Genomic DNA, 15252 nt, shown 5'->3' on the forward strand with positions numbered 1-15252 from the left:
TTGTGATGGCAAAGCGCGCGGTTCCGGACCCGGAACAAAGCCTCGCAACCCGTGCCGCCTGGCTGCACTATGTCGGCGGCATGACACAGGCCGCGGTGGCCAAGCGGCTTGGCCTGCCCTCGCTCAAGGCGCACAGGCTGATTGCACGCGCCGTCGCGGACGGGATGGTCAAGGTTTCGATCGACGGCGAGATCGTCGAATGCGTCGAGCTCGAGGACCGCATCTGCGCCAAATTCGGGCTGGATTTCTGCGAAGTCGCCCCCGATCTGGGCGAAGGCGACCAGCCGCTGCGCGCGCTTGGCATGGCGGGCGCGGGGCTGTTGCGGCGGGCGATCGAAAGCCGCGAACATCAGGTGATCGGACTGGGCCATGGCAGCACGCTGGCTGCAGCGGTAAGCCAGTTGCCGCGCTTCGATGCGCCGGGCATGCGCTTCGTGTCGCTGCTGGGCGGCTTGACGCGCAGTTATTCGGCCATCCCGCATGACGTGATGCACAGCCTTGCCGCCAAGACCGGCGCACAGGCGCATGTGCTTCCCGTGCCGTTTTTCGCCAATTCCGAACATGACCGCGCCATCCTTCTGGAACAGCCCGGCGTGCGTGAAATCTTTGAAATGTCCAACGCCGCCTCGCTGAAGATCGCCGGAATCGGCTCGGTCGGGCCGGACGCGCAGCTGGTCACTTCGGGCATGATCGAACCGCATGAGATCGAGGAAATCAGGAATGCCGGCGCGGTCGGCGAGGTGTTGGGACATTTCTTCGATGCCGGGGGGCAGGTGCTTGAAACCACGCTCAGCGCCCGGACGCTGGCCGCGGATCTTGAGCGGACCGAAGGCAGCCATTTTGTCGCCATCGCCGGCGGGCCGGCGAAATACGATGCCATCCGCGCCGTTCTGAAAAGCGGATGGCTGTCAGGGCTGGTCACGGACGAGGCGACGGCGCGGGTGCTGACCGCGCCGTCCTGAACGCTCAGGCCGCGTAGCGCGTCGCCATGCTGGCCAGCGGCAGGGGCCGGATCTTCGAGGCATTTCCCGCCGTTCCGAAGGCCTCGAACCTTGCCTTGCAGACCTCGGCCATCATTGCCATCGCAGGCTTCAGATATTTGCGCGGATCGAATTCCGACGGGTCCTCGGTCAGGGTCTTGCGGATCGCCGCCGTCATCGCCAGCCGGTTGTCGGTGTCGATATTCACCTTGCGCACGCCCGAGCGGATCCCGCGCTGGATCTCCTCGACCGGGACGCCCCAGGTCGGGCGAATATCGCCCCCGTAGGAGTTGATGATCCGCTGCAGATCCTCGGGCACCGAGGATGAGCCATGCATCACCAGATGGGTGTCGGGCAGACGCGCATGGATCGCCTCGATCACGTTCATCGCCAGAATGTCGCCATCCGGCTTGCGCGTGAACTTATAGGCGCCATGGCTGGTCCCCATGGCCACCGCCAGCGCATCGACGCCGGTATCGGCGACGAAGCGTTCCGCCTCGGCCGGATCGGTCAGCAGCTGTTCCTCGGACAGTTGCCCGGTCGCGCCATGGCCGTCCTCCTGATCGCCCATGCCGGTTTCCAGACTGCCCAGCACGCCCAGTTCGCCCTCGACCGAGACGCCGCAGGCATGGGCCATCTCGACCACCCGCGCGGTGATGCCGGCGTTATAGGCATAGTCGGCGGGGGTCTTGCCATCGGCCTTCAGCGAGCCATCCATCATCACGCTGGTGAAGCCGTTCTGGATCGCCGTGGCACAGGTCGCCAGCCCGTTGCCATGGTCCAGATGCATGCAGACAGGAATCTGGGGAAATGCGCGGGCAAAGCCCTCGATCAGGCCGGCCAGCACCAGATCATTGGCATAGGCCCGCGCGCCCCGGCTGGCCTGCAGGATGACCGGCGAGTCGGTCGCCTGCGCCGCCTGCATGACAGCCAGCCCCTGCTCCATATTGTTGATATTGAAGGCGGGAACGGCATAGCCATGCTCGGCCGCGTGGTCCAGAAGCTGTCGAAGGGTGATCATCGCCATAGCGGTTATCCTTTGCTGGGCGCGAGGTAAAAGAGGATCGTTTCCACCTCGTCCCGCGCGCCGAAAATCAGGGGTGTCATGTCGTGCAGCCCGTCAGGCTGGCGGTCGAGGATCGCGACCCGCCCGTCCGAGGCCGCCCCGCCCGCCTGTTCGATCAGAAAGGCGATCGGGACGCATTCATAGATCAGCCGCAGCCGGCCGTTTTCATATCCTGCGCGCCGGTCGGCTGGATATAGAAACGCCCCGCCCTGCAACAGGATCCGGTGCAGTTCGCCCACCGCCGCCGCCAGCCAGCGCATGTTGAAATCGCGCCCCCTCGGGCCGTCGCGCCCCAGCCGCAGATCATGCAACCAGGCCTGCAGACCCTCGTGCCAATGCCTTTCGTTCGAGGCGTTATAGGCGATGGTCGATGCGGTCGGCTTCAGCACGATGTTTTCGCGCGTGAGGCGAAAGGCATCGGCTGCCGCGTCATAGGTGGCGATATGCACGCCATCGCCCAGCGACCAGCCGAAATCCAGCGAATGCCCGAACGAGGCATAGCCCGCCGCGACGACCGCCCGGCCCGGGCGCAGAAAGCCCTGGGGCGCGGCGGGCAGCACGCTGAACAGCATGCCCAGCGGCGCGCCGATACCGATGCTGCCAGATCCGTCGATCGGGTCGATGGCGACATCGAACGCGCCGTCGGGGTTCAGCACGATGATATTCTCGGCCTCTTCCGACAGGACCTGCCGCACGCCCGCCGCATCAAGCGCGGCGAGCATGTGGTCATGTGCCGCGACATCCAGCGCCTTTTGCCTGTCGCCGCTGTCATTCACGCCGACGATATGTGCCGGATCGCCATACAGCCGGCCCGCCGCCAGCCGCGCCGAGACGGGCGGCAGGGCCTGCGCGAGGGCAAGCACGATGGCCGCCGGGCCCTTGCCCGTCAAGACATGCGCGACCGGCCGGCCCGTCGCGGGGCCGTCATTGGGCAATTTCAGCATCAGGGTCCTTCCGGCGCTCAGGCCTTGCTGTATTTCGCATCGACCTCGTCGATGGCATTCACATTCCCGGCCGAGCGGCCATTGGCGTCGAAATTCTGCGTCTCGGCCAGCCATGCATCGGCGATGGTCTTGGCGACCTCTGCCCCGATCACCCGCGAGCCCATGGTGATGATCTGGGCATTGTTCGACAGCGCGGCGCGTTCCGCCGAATAGGTGTCATGGGTCAGCGCGGCGCGGATGCCCGGCACCTTGTTGGCCGCGATGCAGACCCCGATTCCGGTGCCGCAGACCAGGATCGCACGGTCATAGGTGCCGGCCAGCACCTCGTTCGCGACGCGGTCCGACAGATTCGCATAGAAGGCATCGGGGCCGGCATCGGTGCGGCTGATCTCGGCCACCTCATGCCTGTCCTTCAGGTAATCGGCCAGCACCTTGGCCAGACCTTCGCCCGCGCTGTCGCCTGCGATTGCCAGTTTCATGTCGTCTCTCCTTCAGATGGTTGCGGCGCAGCGCGCCAGAATGTCCAGATATCCCTCGGCCTTCCAGGCCGAGCGTCCGATGAACAGCCCGTCGATATGCGGACATGCGATCAGTTCCTCGCAATTCCCCGGATTGACCGAGCCGCCATAGAGGCAGGGAATCCGCCGTCCGAGCAGATCCAGAGCCACCGCGATGATCTCGGCCTGCCGCGCATCGGCATAATCCGAGGTGGCGGGGATACCATGCTCGCCGATGGCCCAGACGGGTTCATAGGCCAGCAGGATTTCGGCGGATTTCTGATCCTCCGACAGCTTTCCCAGGGCGCCGCGAACCTGCGCCTCGAGCACCTCTTGCGCGCGGCCCGCCTCGCGCTGTTCCAGCGTCTCGCCGATGCAGATCAGCGGGATCAGCCCGTGACGCACCGCGGCTTCGGTCTTCAGCCCGACCGTTTCGTCGGTTTCGCCGAAATGCTCGCGCCGCTCGGAATGGCCAAGCTCGACGAGATCGAGGCCGCAATCGGTCAGCATCGGGGCCGAGATCTCGCCCGTCCAGGCGCCCTGATCGGCCCAATGCATGTTCTGCGCACCGACCTTGACCGAGGTGTCGGCCAGGATCGCCTTGATCTCGCGCACCAGCGTAAAGGGCGGGATGACAAAGCGCTGGATGCGGGGATCGCGACCGGCCTCGGCGGCGGCCAGCGCTTCGGCAAAGGCGCGTCCCTCGGCCAATCCCTTGTTCATTTTCCAGCTTGTGCCGATCCAGAAATCCGCCATGTTCCTATTCCCCTGCTATGGTCAGCGCGATCCCGGCCCGGTCGGTCGCGGCGCGATCCTCGGGCGCCGGGGCAGCATCGGTGATGATTGCGTCGAACTCGGCCAGATCGGCCAGCACATGCAGGGCCGAGCGGCCGAAACGCTGATGGTTCACCAGCAGCACATTGCGCTCTGCCGCCCGCATCATCGCCCGCTTGGCACGCACCACCGCGTCGTCCATGTGAAAGGCCTGTATCCCGGCCAGCGCAGGGGTCGAGACAAAGGCCAGATCGGCCCGCAGCCGTGACAGCGCGTGTTCCGTGACCACGCCGAAAAACCCGTTGAACTTGGCGTTATAGATGCCGCCAAGCGCGATCAGCGTGATCCGCGGCGCATCCTTCAGCCGGTCGATCACCGCCGCATTATTGGTGATCACCGTCAGCGGCGCCTTTTCCGTCAGGCTGGCGCCCAGCAGGGCCGCCATCGAGCCGTCATTGATCATCACGGTCATCCCCGGCTCGACCAGTTCCAGCGCCGCACGCGCCATCCGGCCCTTGGCATCGCCATCCTGCAAGGCGCGGATGCGAAAATCGCTTTCGAACCGGGTGCCGGCCTCGATCGTCGCACCGCCACGCACCTTGCGCAGAAATCCGGCCTGTTCCAGATCGTCCAGATCGCGGTGGATGGTCATCTTGGAAACGCCGAAACGATCCGCCAGAGCGTCCAGATCGACGGCGCGGGCCTCGACCAGCAGATCCATGATCGCCTGCCTGCGTTCCTCGCGCTTCACCGGCATTCCCCCTTTTGGCCGATTCCGTCTCGGCATGGCTGTTTGTAACACCACAGCCGGTTTAATCAACATGAATTTTGTGATTTTGTGATTTAACATTGTTACTTTCAACTTTCTCGTTTATGCAACCGCCAACAGAGGAGAACCGGACATGCCATTGGACACCCCAAAAGACCCCGCAATCGCCGCCAAGGCCGCGCTTGACCCGGAGAATTTCGCGCTGGCGAACTGCATCCGCGCGCTGTCCATCGACGCGGTGAATGCCGCCAATTCCGGCCATCCCGGCGCCCCCATGGGCATGGCGGATGCGGCCACCGTCCTGTTCCGCAACCATCTGAAATTCGATGCCAAAAACCCCGACTGGCCGGATCGCGACCGGTTCGTGCTGTCGAACGGTCATGCCTCGATGCTGCAATACAGCCTGCTGCATCTGACCGGTTACGAGGACATGACGCTGGATCAGGTCCGGAATTTCCGCCAATGGGGGGCGATCACCGCGGGCCATCCGGAATATGGCCATGCCAAGGGGATCGAGCTGACCACCGGCCCACTGGGCCAGGGGCTGGCCATGGCGGTCGGCATGGCGCTGGCCGAGCGTCGCCTGGCCGCCGAATTCGGGGGTGATCTGGTCGATCACCGGGTCTATGTCATGCTGGGCGATGGCTGCCTGCAGGAAGGCATCGGGCAAGAGGCGATCAGCCTTGCCGGCCATCTGGGGCTGGGCAAGCTGATCGTGCTGTATGACGACAATTCGATCACCATCGACGGCCCCACCTCGGTCAGCTTTTCCGAGGACGTGCCGGCCCGGCTGGCCGCCTGCGGCTGGCATGTGCAAAGCTGCGACGGCCATGACGGCCGCGCGCTGGATGCGGCGATTGCGGCGGCCCGGGCCGAGACCGCAAAGCCCTCGCTGATCGCGATGAAGACGGTGATCGGCTTCGGCTCACCCAACAAGGCAGGCAGCCATGACGCCCATGGCGCACCGTTGGGCACCGACGAGGCCGCGCTGACCAAAGAGGCGCTTGCCTGGGCCGCCGCGCCCTTCGAGATCCCCTCAGATCTGGCGCAGAAATGGCGCGATATCGGCATCCGCGGTGCCAGCGATCGCGAGGCGTGGGAGGCGCGGCTGGCCGCGAAACCCGCCGAACTGCGCGATGAATTCGCCCGTCGCCTGTCAGGTACGCTGCCCGCCGGTTACGAGGACACGGTCAAGGCGGCCCGCGATGCGCTGTTCGCCGGGCCGCAAACGGTCGCCACACGCAAGGCCAGCCAGATGGCGCTGGAATCCCTGACCGCCGCCCTGCCCGAGATGCTCGGCGGCTCGGCCGATCTGACCGGGTCCAATCTGACCCGCGTCAAGGCGGTGGACAGCCAGTATACGCGCGAGGCGCCGGGCCGCTATATCGGCTATGGCGTGCGCGAATTCGGCATGTCGGCGGCGATGAACGGGATCGCGCTGCATGGCGGCTTCATCCCCTATGGCGGCACTTTCCTCGTCTTCTCGGACTATGCCCGCAACGCCATCCGGCTGTCGGCGCTGATGGGAGTCGGGCCGATCTATGTCATGACTCATGACAGCATCGGGCTGGGCGAGGACGGCCCGACCCATCAGCCGATTGAGCATCTGGCCAGCCTGCGCGCGATCCCCGGCCTGACCGTGCTGCGCCCCGCCGATACCGTCGAGACGCTGGAGGCCTGGGACATCGCCATTCGCAACCGCCATACGCCCTCGCTTCTGGCCCTGTCGCGGCAGGCCGTGCCGCAGCTGCGGCTCGAGGCCGGCGATGAGAACCTGACCGCGAAAGGCGCCTATGTCATCCGGCGGTTCGGCGAAGGCCGCGACCTGACCCTGATCGCCACCGGCACCGAGGTCGCGCTGGCGGTCGAGGCCGCCCAGGCGCTGCATGCCGAAGGCATGAGCGTCGCGGTTGTCTCGATGCCGTCGTGGGAGCTGTTCGACGCGCAGCCCGAGGCTTACCGCCAGGCCACGCTGGGTGACGCGCCGCGCATCGCGATCGAGGCAGCGGGGGTCTTTGGCTGGACCCGCTATGTGGCCAGCGAAGAGCATGTGATCGGCATGAAAGGCTTCGGGGCCTCTGCCCCGGCGGAAAGGCTGTATCAGGAGTTCGGGATCACAGCTGCCCGGATCGTCGAGCGCGCCAGAACCCTCGCCCTGGCCAGTCCCGCCAGTCAGGTCCTGGGCTGACATCGGGGCATAGCTGTCGCCCCCGCTTTTCGATGCCCTTCGAAGATGCGCCCCGTAACGCGCCACGCTGGGAGGCGGGATCAATGCCCGGCAGCGCAAGCTGGGCGGCTGCAGCCATGCGGACGCCAAGGAGTTCACGGCCCGCCCCGCCGCCTTGTCGCGACATCCCGGCAGATCCTATCCCCTATCGGGGACAGGTTCATCCGGCACCGCTGGTTTTCATTAATGAAGACTGGCTGAAGACGAACACGGCGTCCTTGCGCGACCGAACCCGTTGATCAGACATTTCCCGATTTCATTGGTCCGAAACGCGCGCCGGCATCAAACCATTTCAGAACCGTCAGGCGCCGCCGCCCCTATACCGCCAGACACCAGCGCATGACGGCCTTTTGCGCGTGCAGCCGGTTTTCGGCCTCATCGAAGATGACCGAATTCGGCCCGTCCATGACCTCGCTCGTGACCTCGTCATCGCGATGCGCCGGCAGGCAATGCATGAACAGAGCGTCCGGTTTGGCCTGCCCCATCAGCAGCTTGTTCACCTGATAGCCACGCAGCTGATTGTGCCGCCGCTCGCGCGCGGATTGCGGGTCATGCATCGAAACCCAGGTATCGGTCACCACCAGATCGGCGCCTTCGACGGCCTTCATCGGGTCGCGCTCGATCACCGCCTGCACCCCCTGGGCGCGGGCGAAATCCAGCGCCTCGCGTTCGGGATCCAGCGGCTGCGGCCCGGTAAAGGTGAAATCGAACCCGAATTGCCCGGCGCCATGGATCATGCTGGCGCAGACATTGTTGCCATCCCCGGACCAGACCACCTTTTTCCCGGCAATCGGGCCGCGATGCTCCTCGAAGGTCATCACATCGGCCATGATCTGGCAGGGATGCGTGCGGTTGGTCAGCCCGTTGATCACCGGCACGCTGGCATATTCCGCCATCTCGAGCAGCGTCACCTCTTCGAAGGTGCGGATCATGATCAGATCGACATAGCGCGACAGGACGCGGGCGGTATCGGCGATGGTTTCGCCGTGACCCAGCTGCATTTCCTTGCCCGACAGAACCATGGTCTGCCCGCCCATCTGGCGCACGCCCAGATCGAAACTGACCCGGGTCCGGGTCGAAGGCTTTTCAAAGATCAGCGCGACCATCCGGTTCCTGAGCGGCTGTTCCGCATCGGGGGCGCCCCTGGGCTGGCCGGCGCGGGCGTCCTTCATCGCGCGCGCGGCATCAATCATGCGCCGCAAATCTGCCTTGTCGGTGGTGTCGATACCTAGAAAACTGTTCATGTCTGGCTGTCTTTCGGAATGATCGGACAAGCAAGCCGCTTTACCGATACGAGGTCAAGGCCCAAGCCGGAGGCGGCAAGGGTTCCCAAGGCGGATTCCCTGCTGACCGACGCATCGGTGCCGCGCCAGCACGCCCGGCACCCGCCCGATTCCCGAAACACCACACCGGCGCGTGGCAGCCGACCCGCCGGACAGATGGAACCAAGGCCGCATGCGCTAGCCCTGAAGCCGCGCGGCGGCGCGATCCAGCCGGGCGACGGCCTCGCCGATTTCCTCATCGGTGATGGTCAGCGGCGGCAAGAGACGCAGGGTGTTGTCCGCCGCGGCCACGGTCAGGACATGCTCGGCATAGCCCGCCCGGACCAGATCCGCCGGCGCCACCTTGCATTTCAGCCCCAGCATCAGCCCCTGCCCGCGCACCAGCTCGAAAACATCGGGATGCGCGGCGACCAGACCTTCCAGCTTTTGCCGCAGCAGGCCGGCCTTGCGGTTCACCTCGGCCAGAAAGGCGGGCTCGGTCACGATCTCCATGACCCGGGTCCCGACCGCGCAGGCAAGCGGATTGCCGCCATAGGTCGAGCCGTGGCTGCCCGCGACCATGGCCGAGGCCGCGTTTTCCGTGGCCAGCACCGCGCCCAGCGGAAAGCCGCCGCCGATGCCCTTGGCGACCATCATGATATCGGGGATAATGCCGGCATATTCATGCGCGAAGAGCTTGCCGGTCCGGCCCATGCCGGACTGCACCTCATCCAGCACCAGCAGGGCGCCGGTGCGGTCGCAGAGCTGCCGGATCAGGCGCAGATCCTCGTCGGCAAGCGGGCGGATGCCGCCCTCGCCCTGCACCGGCTCCAGCATCACGGCGGCGGTGCGGTCGCTGATCGCGGCCTCCAGCGCCGCCATGTCCGCCCAGGGCAATTGCCGGAAGCCGGGCATCAGCGGCCCGAACCCCTTGACCATCTTTTCCGAGCCGGCCGCCGCGATTGCCCCGGTCGAGCGGCCATGGAACGCGCCCTCGAAGGTCAGGATCTCGTACCGCTCGGGGTCGCCCTGTTCGGCCCAGTACTTGCGCACCATCTTGATCGCCAGCTCGGCCGCCTCGGTGCCGGAATTGGTGATGAAGGCGGTGTCGGCGAAAGTATGCTCGACCAGCAGATCGGCCAGCCTTTCCTGCTGCGGGATCTGATAGATGTTCGAGACATGCCAGATCCTGCCCGCCTGTCCGGTCAGCGCGGCGACCAGTTCGGGATGCGCATGGCCAAGCGCGTTCACCGCGATGCCCGCGCCAAGGTCCAGATATCGCGTCCCGTCCGTCGCGATGGCCCAGCTGCCCTCACCCCGTTCAAAGGCGATGTCGGCGCGGTTATAGGTCGGCAGGACGTGCGAAATCATGGAATTGTCCTCTTACAGGCGATGGCCGCGGTATGGCGGTGGCAAAAGGTGACGAAAAGGCAGGCGCGATCGGACGTCGAGGCGTCAACGTCGGGGACAGGCGATATGGGCGGCCCGGATGATCATGGCTTTCGCATAGCGGCAAATTCGGGGCGGCGCAACGGGTTTCACGGCTTCATCCGATAGCCGGTGGCCAGCCAGCGCCAGGCCAGCAGCAGAACCAGCGCGACGGCCAGCGCGCAGACGACCAGCCCGCGCAGCGGCGGCGCGTCCGATACCCCAGCGACGCCATAACGCGCGCCGTCGATCAGGTAGAAGATCGGGTTCCAGTGCGCGAGGGTGCGGAACGGCTCGGGCAGGGCCTGCACCGAATAGAAGGTCCCCGACAGAAAGGACAGCGGCGTGACGATGAAATTGGTGATCGCCGCCATCTGGTCGAATTTCTGCGCCACGATCCCGCCCAGCAGGCCCAGCCCGCCCATCAGCAGCGCGCCCAGAACCACAAAGGCCAGCATCCACAGCGGATGCGCGATCCCCTGCCCGATGACCAGCGCCATGCCGATGGCGATCACCGTCGCGACGATCAGCGCCCGCAGGAGCGAGCCGATCAGATAGCCTGCCAGGATCTCGCCCGCCGACAGCGGCGGCATCAGCGTATCGACGATATTGCCCTGCATCTTGGCCGAGATGATGCTGGACGAGGTATTGGCGAATGCGTTCTGGATCACCGTCATCATCAGGATGCCCGGCCCCAGAAAGGCCAGATAGGACAGGCCCATGATCTCGCCCCGGTTCTGACCCAGGGCCAGGGCAAAGACCACGACGAACAGGCCGGCCGTCACCAGCGGCGCCAGAACTGTCTGCTGCCAGACATTCATGAAGCGCATCACCTCGCGCCGGGCCAGGGTATAAAGGCCCAGCCAGTTGATCCGGCCGAAACGGCGCACCCCCATCTGGCGATTTCCGGGGCTGGACTGGAGCGGTTGCATCGCTGCCTCCTTGAACTTGCGGCATCGGACGGGTAAATCTGGCTATCCCCGGATTTAAGGCGGGGTTTCGCGGAATTGAAGCCACAAGTAGCATAGGGCACCGGGACCGACCCGGCGCAGGAAAGGCAAGCCATGTCCTGGACGGATGAGCGCGTCGAGACGCTGAAACGCATGTGGGCCGAAGGCCAGTCGGCCAGCCAGATCGCCAAGGAACTGGGCGGCGTGACCCGCAACGCGGTGATCGGCAAGGTCCACCGGCTGGGCCTGTCGAACCGCAATGACGAGGGCACCGAGGCCAGCGCCCCCGCCGCCAAGCCTGCCGCCGCAGCCCTCGGCCAACGAGATCAGCCCCGAGGCGCTGGCCAGCGTCCGCGAGGTCGAGAAAAAGGCCCGCAAGCTGAACCTGATGGAACTGACCGAGCGGACCTGCAAATGGCCGATCGGCGACCCGGCGACCGACAGGTTCTGGTTCTGCGGCCTGCCCAGCCAGCCCGGCAAACCCTATTGCGAGGCGCATGTCGGCGTCGCCTTCCAGCCGATGAGCTCGCGCCGCGACCGCAGGCGCTAGATGCCGCATCTGCCCCGGCTTGCCGCGCTGGCGGTGACGCTGGACGGCAGCGGCGACGGCTTGCGCGTCCTGCTGGTCCGGCGCCGCAATCCCCCCGATGCCGGGCTATGGGGCTTTCCCGGCGGCCATGTCGAACCCGGCGAGACCGGCCTTGCCGCCGCCGCCCGCGAACTGGCCGAGGAAACCGGCATCACCGCCCGCCCGCGCGGCTATATCGACAATATCGACGTGATCGAACGCACCGCCGATGGCAGCCTGCGCTTTCACTTTCTTCTGGCGGCGGTGCTTTGCGAATATGTCTCGGGCCGGCCGGTCGCGGGTGACGATGCGCTGGATGCCCGCTGGATCGCGGCGGATGACGTGCTGTCGGCCAGATTGCCGCTCAGCGCGCGGGTGCCCGAAACCTTGGCCAAGGCGCTTGCCCTGGCCGGCCTTGGGCGCACGAATTCGGGCTGACCGATTGCGCTGGCGACCGGATCGGCCTGCCGCGACCGCGCGAAATAGACCACCGCCTGCACCAGCAGGATCGCCATGCCGAGTTCCAGGATCTCTTCGAGCCGGCCGGCCAGCGTGCCCTGCCATTGCTCAAGCTCGATGCCAAGCGGCGCCAGCTTGCGGCCCAGCCCGTCCAGCGATTTCGACACCACAAGCAGCACCGCGCCGATCCCGACCAGCCAGCTTGGCACCGCGCCTTCGCGCAGTCCGCGCCACCACAGCGGCAGGTTCAGAAACATCAGCCGCAACCCGCAGATCACGATCAGCAGCACCACCGCGAGGCCGATCGCCTTTTCCCATAGCGGCGCGCCACCGGAATAGAGGCGCAGCTGCAGCACGCCCTCGGTCGTGAAACGCTTGTCGAAATCCATCTCGCGCAGCGCCATCAGCGTCAGGATCATCGGAATATGCCATTGTCCGCGCACCGATTTCGCCATGCCAAGGGCCAGCCAGGCCAGCGCCGCGAACAGCAGCAGCAGATAGGACATGACCTCGATGCTGTGCCCCTCCTTGAAGATCAGCCGCACCTCGTCCTGGGTCAGCAGGTCGAACCCGACCGCAGTCAGCCCCAGGCCAAGCTGCAGGTTCAGAAACAGGGACGGGTTCGGGCGAAGGTTCGGCATGGGTAATCTCGTTTCGGACGGGCCGGAATGACGCAGGCGCCAGCGGATGCTGGCCGCAGCATAACCGGACGATACTTGATTGTCACTGGATCGTTACATATCGGACATATGGTCGCGCGACGGCGGTTTTCAACTGTGACGCGGCGGGACAGGTCTCTGGTCTTCGCCAGTTCCGGCGGCTAAATACGGGCCACGAAAGTTACAGGATCCGTATATGGCCCGGCATCTCATCACCTCGGCGATCCCATACATCAACGGGATCAAGCATCTCGGCAATCTGGTCGGCTCGCAGCTTCCCGCCGATCTCTATGCGCGATACCTGCGCGAACGCGGGCATGAGGTGATGTTCATCTGCGCCACCGACGAACACGGCACGCCGGCCGAACTGGCCGCCCGCAAGGCCGGCCAGCCGGTCGCCATCTATTGCGCCGAGATGCATCAGGTCCAGGCCGCCATCGCGCGGGATTTCGGCCTGTCCTTCGACCATTTCGGCCGCTCGTCGTCGGAACGCAACCACGTCCTGACCCAGCATTTCGCCGGCAAGCTGGACGAAAACGGCTGGATCACCGAGGTCGAGGAAAGCCAGGTTTATTCCGTCGATGACGGCCGCTTCCTGCCCGACCGCTATATCGAGGGCACTTGCCCCAATTGCGGCTATGACAAGGCCCGTGGCGACCAGTGCGAGAACTGCACCAAGCAGCTGGACCCGACCGACCTGATCGAGCCGCGCTCGGCCGTCTCCGGCTCGACCAATCTCGAGGTGCGCAAGACGAAGCACCTTTATCTGCGCCAGAGCGCGCTGAAGCAGCAGCTGGCGGAATGGATCGACGGCAAGAGCGACTGGCCGATCCTGACCACCTCGATCGCGAAGAAATGGCTGAACGACGGCGACGGGCTGCAGGATCGCGGCATCACCCGCGATCTGGACTGGGGCATCCCGGTGAAAAAGGGCGACAAGCCCTGGCCGGGGATGGAAGGCAAGGTCTTCTATGTCTGGTTCGACGCGCCCATCGAATATATCGCCGGCACCGCCGAATGGGCCGATGCGCAGGGCCGCCCCGATTCCGACTGGCGCCGCTGGTGGCGCCTGGACGAGGGCGCAGGCGACGTGACCTATACCCAGTTCATGGGCAAGGATAACGTGCCCTTCCACACGCTGGGCTTTCCGGCCACGATCATCGGCTCGGGCGAGCCGTGGAAGCTGGTCGATTACATCAAGTCCTTCAACTACCTGACCTATGACGGCGGCCAGTTCTCGACCAGCCAGGGACGCGGCGTGTTCATGGATCAGGCGCTGTCGATCCTGCCGGCCGATTACTGGCGCTGGTGGCTGTTGTCGCATGCGCCCGAATCCGGCGACAGCGAGTTCACCTGGGACAATTTCCAGCAATCGGTGAACAAGGATCTGGCCGATGTGCTGGGCAATTTCGTCAGCCGGATCACCAAGTTCTGCCGCAGCAAGTTCGGCGAGACGGTCCCCGAGGGCGGCAGCTACGGCCCCGAGGAAGAGGCCCTGATCGAGGCGCTGACCAGCCGCATCCGCGCCTATGAGGGCTTCATGGACCATATGGAGATCCGCAAATCGGCCGCCGAGCTGCGCGCGATCTGGGTGCTGGGCAACGAATATCTGCAATCCGCAGCGCCCTGGTCCACCTTCAAGACCGAGCCCGAGCGCGCCGCCATGCAGGTCCGGCTGGGTTTGAACCTGATCCGGCTTTACGCGGTGCTGTCCTCGGCCTTCATCCCGTTTGCCTCGGATGCGATGCTGTCGGCGATGCGGACCGACAACCGCGACTGGCCCGACGACATCCGCGCGGCGCTGCAAGCCCTGCCCGCCGGCCATGCCTTCATCGTGCCCGAGGTGCTGTTCGCCAAGATCAGCGACGAAAGCCGCGACGAATGGCGCGAACGTTTCAAGGGGATTCGCGGCTGAACCCGGCCGCCTGTCGCACGCCCCCGCCCGGCCCGCCGGCGGCGCCCTCCATGCAGGTCAGGCTTGCCAAGCGCCGTGATGCCCGCTAGCCAAGCGCCGGCGCGGGCGTGGCGGAATGGTAGACGCATGGGACTTAAACTCCCTGGGGCGCAAGCCTGTGCGGGTTCAAGTCCCGCCGCCCGCACCACCCGCTCCCGCGCCGGACCGGCCGCAAACGGCAATCCGACGCCGGAACCGCGGACAGCCCCTGCAGAGACTGTCCGCGATCGCAGAAAAACGGCAGGAGAAAGCACACCGGTCCACCTTCCCTGCCCCCCGGGCGATCCTTACCACCACGTTCAGACCTTCCGGGCCGATCTTTCTGCCGGCCAGACCTTTTTACGACGCAAGACGATTCGCCGCAAACACCTAGAACCATCGGATTTATACAATTCATCTTGGTTCGCCCGCGCCACTCGGTTAGGTTCGCGCCGGACGACCCATGCAGGAGAACATGATGGCGCAGCGCCTTCACCTTGTTTTCGGCGGTGAGCTGACCGACCCTTCGCGCTCCGAGTTCCGCGACACCGACAAGATACATATTGTCGGGATCTTTCCGAACTACCAGACCGCCTATGCCGCCTGGAAGGCCGAGGCGCAGCGCACCGTGGACAGCGCCCATACGCGTTATTTCATCGCCCACCTGCACCGGCTGCGCGACGAAGAACGCGAGGTCAGCCCGACCGAGGAACTGGGCGGCTGATCCCGCCCCGAC

General features: G+C 65.5%; 13 protein-coding genes, 1 tRNA gene and 1 pseudogene. 7 read left to right on the top strand and 8 right to left on the bottom strand.

Features of this window, described 5'->3' with window-relative positions; genetic code table 11:
- The first annotated feature begins 5 nt into the window (after nucleotides 1-5).
- The gene (locus IT41_RS12040) at nucleotides 6-962 is read left to right on the top strand and encodes a sugar-binding transcriptional regulator (RefSeq protein ID WP_036741630.1); all 957 of its coding nucleotides are present in this window, start codon (nucleotides 6-8) and stop codon (nucleotides 960-962) included.
- A 4-nt stretch (nucleotides 963-966) separates the two neighbouring features.
- Here IT41_RS12040 and fba read toward each other — a convergent pair whose 3' ends face one another.
- The 5 genes from fba to IT41_RS12065 are packed head-to-tail and all read right to left on the bottom strand — an operon-like array spanning nucleotide 967 to nucleotide 5018.
- A complete protein-coding gene (gene fba, locus IT41_RS12045; protein ID WP_036741632.1) occupies nucleotides 967-2007 on the bottom strand; it encodes a class II fructose-bisphosphate aldolase in 1041 nt (346 codons plus the stop codon).
- 5 nt (nucleotides 2008-2012) lie between these two features.
- The gene (locus IT41_RS12050; protein ID WP_036741634.1) at nucleotides 2013-2990 is read right to left on the bottom strand and encodes a class 1 fructose-bisphosphatase; all 978 of its coding nucleotides are present in this window, start codon (nucleotides 2988-2990) and stop codon (nucleotides 2013-2015) included.
- A 17-nt stretch (nucleotides 2991-3007) separates the two neighbouring features.
- Nucleotides 3008-3469 (bottom strand): D-erythrulose-4-phosphate isomerase, encoded by a 462-nt coding sequence (gene derI / locus IT41_RS12055; protein ID WP_036741636.1) that lies wholly within the window; start codon nucleotides 3467-3469, stop codon nucleotides 3008-3010.
- A 12-nt stretch (nucleotides 3470-3481) separates the two neighbouring features.
- Complete coding sequence (locus IT41_RS12060; protein WP_036741639.1) at nucleotides 3482-4243, bottom strand: triose-phosphate isomerase; 762 nt, start codon at nucleotides 4241-4243, stop codon at nucleotides 3482-3484.
- 4 nt (nucleotides 4244-4247) lie between these two features.
- The gene (locus tag IT41_RS12065) at nucleotides 4248-5018 is read right to left on the bottom strand and encodes a DeoR/GlpR family DNA-binding transcription regulator (RefSeq protein WP_231564740.1); all 771 of its coding nucleotides are present in this window, start codon (nucleotides 5016-5018) and stop codon (nucleotides 4248-4250) included.
- Nucleotides 5019-5163: 145 nt separating this feature from the next.
- On the opposite strand from IT41_RS12065, the gene tkt reads away from it, so the two are divergent.
- Nucleotides 5164-7218, top strand: a complete 2055-nt coding sequence (gene tkt / locus IT41_RS12070) for a transketolase (protein WP_036741641.1) — start codon at nucleotides 5164-5166, stop codon at nucleotides 7216-7218.
- Nucleotides 7219-7574: 356 nt separating this feature from the next.
- On the opposite strand, the gene argF is transcribed toward tkt, so the two are convergent.
- The 3 genes from argF to IT41_RS12085 form a co-directional block, all read right to left on the bottom strand.
- A complete protein-coding gene (gene argF / locus IT41_RS12075) occupies nucleotides 7575-8501 on the bottom strand; it encodes an ornithine carbamoyltransferase (protein WP_036741643.1) in 927 nt (308 codons plus the stop codon).
- A gap of 216 nt (nucleotides 8502-8717) precedes the next feature.
- Entirely contained in the window at nucleotides 8718-9890 is a 1173-nt protein-coding gene (locus IT41_RS12080) for an aspartate aminotransferase family protein (RefSeq protein ID WP_036741645.1), read from the bottom strand.
- Between the two features lie 167 nt (nucleotides 9891-10057).
- Nucleotides 10058-10879, bottom strand: a complete 822-nt coding sequence (locus IT41_RS12085; protein ID WP_081967544.1) for an ABC transporter permease — start codon at nucleotides 10877-10879, stop codon at nucleotides 10058-10060.
- 132 nt (nucleotides 10880-11011) lie between these two features.
- Here IT41_RS12085 and IT41_RS12090 point away from each other — a divergent pair.
- The 5 genes and pseudogenes from IT41_RS12090 to IT41_RS12115 all read left to right on the top strand — a co-directional run bounded on the left by IT41_RS12090 (nucleotide 11012) and on the right by IT41_RS12115 (nucleotide 15240).
- A pseudogene (locus IT41_RS12090) lies at nucleotides 11012-11447 on the top strand (GcrA family cell cycle regulator).
- Nucleotides 11448-11903, top strand: a complete 456-nt coding sequence (locus IT41_RS19940) for an NUDIX hydrolase (protein WP_036741649.1) — start codon at nucleotides 11448-11450, stop codon at nucleotides 11901-11903.
- 876 nt (nucleotides 11904-12779) lie between these two features.
- Nucleotides 12780-14498, top strand: a complete 1719-nt coding sequence (gene metG, locus IT41_RS12105) for a methionine--tRNA ligase (protein ID WP_036741652.1) — start codon at nucleotides 12780-12782, stop codon at nucleotides 14496-14498.
- Between the two features lie 101 nt (nucleotides 14499-14599).
- Nucleotides 14600-14685, top strand: a tRNA-Leu gene (locus IT41_RS12110).
- 309 nt (nucleotides 14686-14994) lie between these two features.
- Nucleotides 14995-15240 carry a DUF4170 domain-containing protein gene (locus IT41_RS12115; RefSeq protein WP_036741719.1) on the top strand — a complete coding sequence of 82 codons (246 nt, stop codon included), beginning with the start codon at nucleotides 14995-14997 and terminating at the stop codon, nucleotides 15238-15240.
- Nucleotides 15241-15252: the final 12 nt, after the last annotated feature.

It is taken from the genome of Paracoccus halophilus (assembly GCF_000763905.1).
Classification (GTDB): Bacteria; Pseudomonadota; Alphaproteobacteria; order Rhodobacterales; family Rhodobacteraceae; genus Paracoccus; species Paracoccus halophilus.

Coding starts and splice junctions, on each gene's coding strand:
- IT41_RS12085 (WP_081967544.1), bottom strand. CDS start 10,879: ATGCAACCGCTCCAGTCCAGCCCCGGAAATCGCCAGATGGGGGTGCGC.
- IT41_RS12040 (WP_036741630.1), top strand. CDS start 6: ATGGCAAAGCGCGCGGTTCCGGACCCGGAACAAAGCCTCGCAACCCGT.
- metG (WP_036741652.1), top strand. CDS start 12,780: ATGGCCCGGCATCTCATCACCTCGGCGATCCCATACATCAACGGGATC.
- IT41_RS19940 (WP_036741649.1), top strand. CDS start 11,448: ATGCCGCATCTGCCCCGGCTTGCCGCGCTGGCGGTGACGCTGGACGGC.
- IT41_RS12050 (WP_036741634.1), bottom strand. CDS start 2,990: ATGCTGAAATTGCCCAATGACGGCCCCGCGACGGGCCGGCCGGTCGCG.
- IT41_RS12065 (WP_231564740.1), bottom strand. CDS start 5,018: ATGCCGGTGAAGCGCGAGGAACGCAGGCAGGCGATCATGGATCTGCTG.
- IT41_RS12115 (WP_036741719.1), top strand. CDS start 14,995: ATGGCGCAGCGCCTTCACCTTGTTTTCGGCGGTGAGCTGACCGACCCT.
- argF (WP_036741643.1), bottom strand. CDS start 8,501: ATGAACAGTTTTCTAGGTATCGACACCACCGACAAGGCAGATTTGCGG.
- tkt (WP_036741641.1), top strand. CDS start 5,164: ATGCCATTGGACACCCCAAAAGACCCCGCAATCGCCGCCAAGGCCGCG.
- IT41_RS12080 (WP_036741645.1), bottom strand. CDS start 9,890: ATGATTTCGCACGTCCTGCCGACCTATAACCGCGCCGACATCGCCTTT.
- fba (WP_036741632.1), bottom strand. CDS start 2,007: ATGGCGATGATCACCCTTCGACAGCTTCTGGACCACGCGGCCGAGCAT.
- IT41_RS12060 (WP_036741639.1), bottom strand. CDS start 4,243: ATGGCGGATTTCTGGATCGGCACAAGCTGGAAAATGAACAAGGGATTG.
- derI (WP_036741636.1), bottom strand. CDS start 3,469: ATGAAACTGGCAATCGCAGGCGACAGCGCGGGCGAAGGTCTGGCCAAG.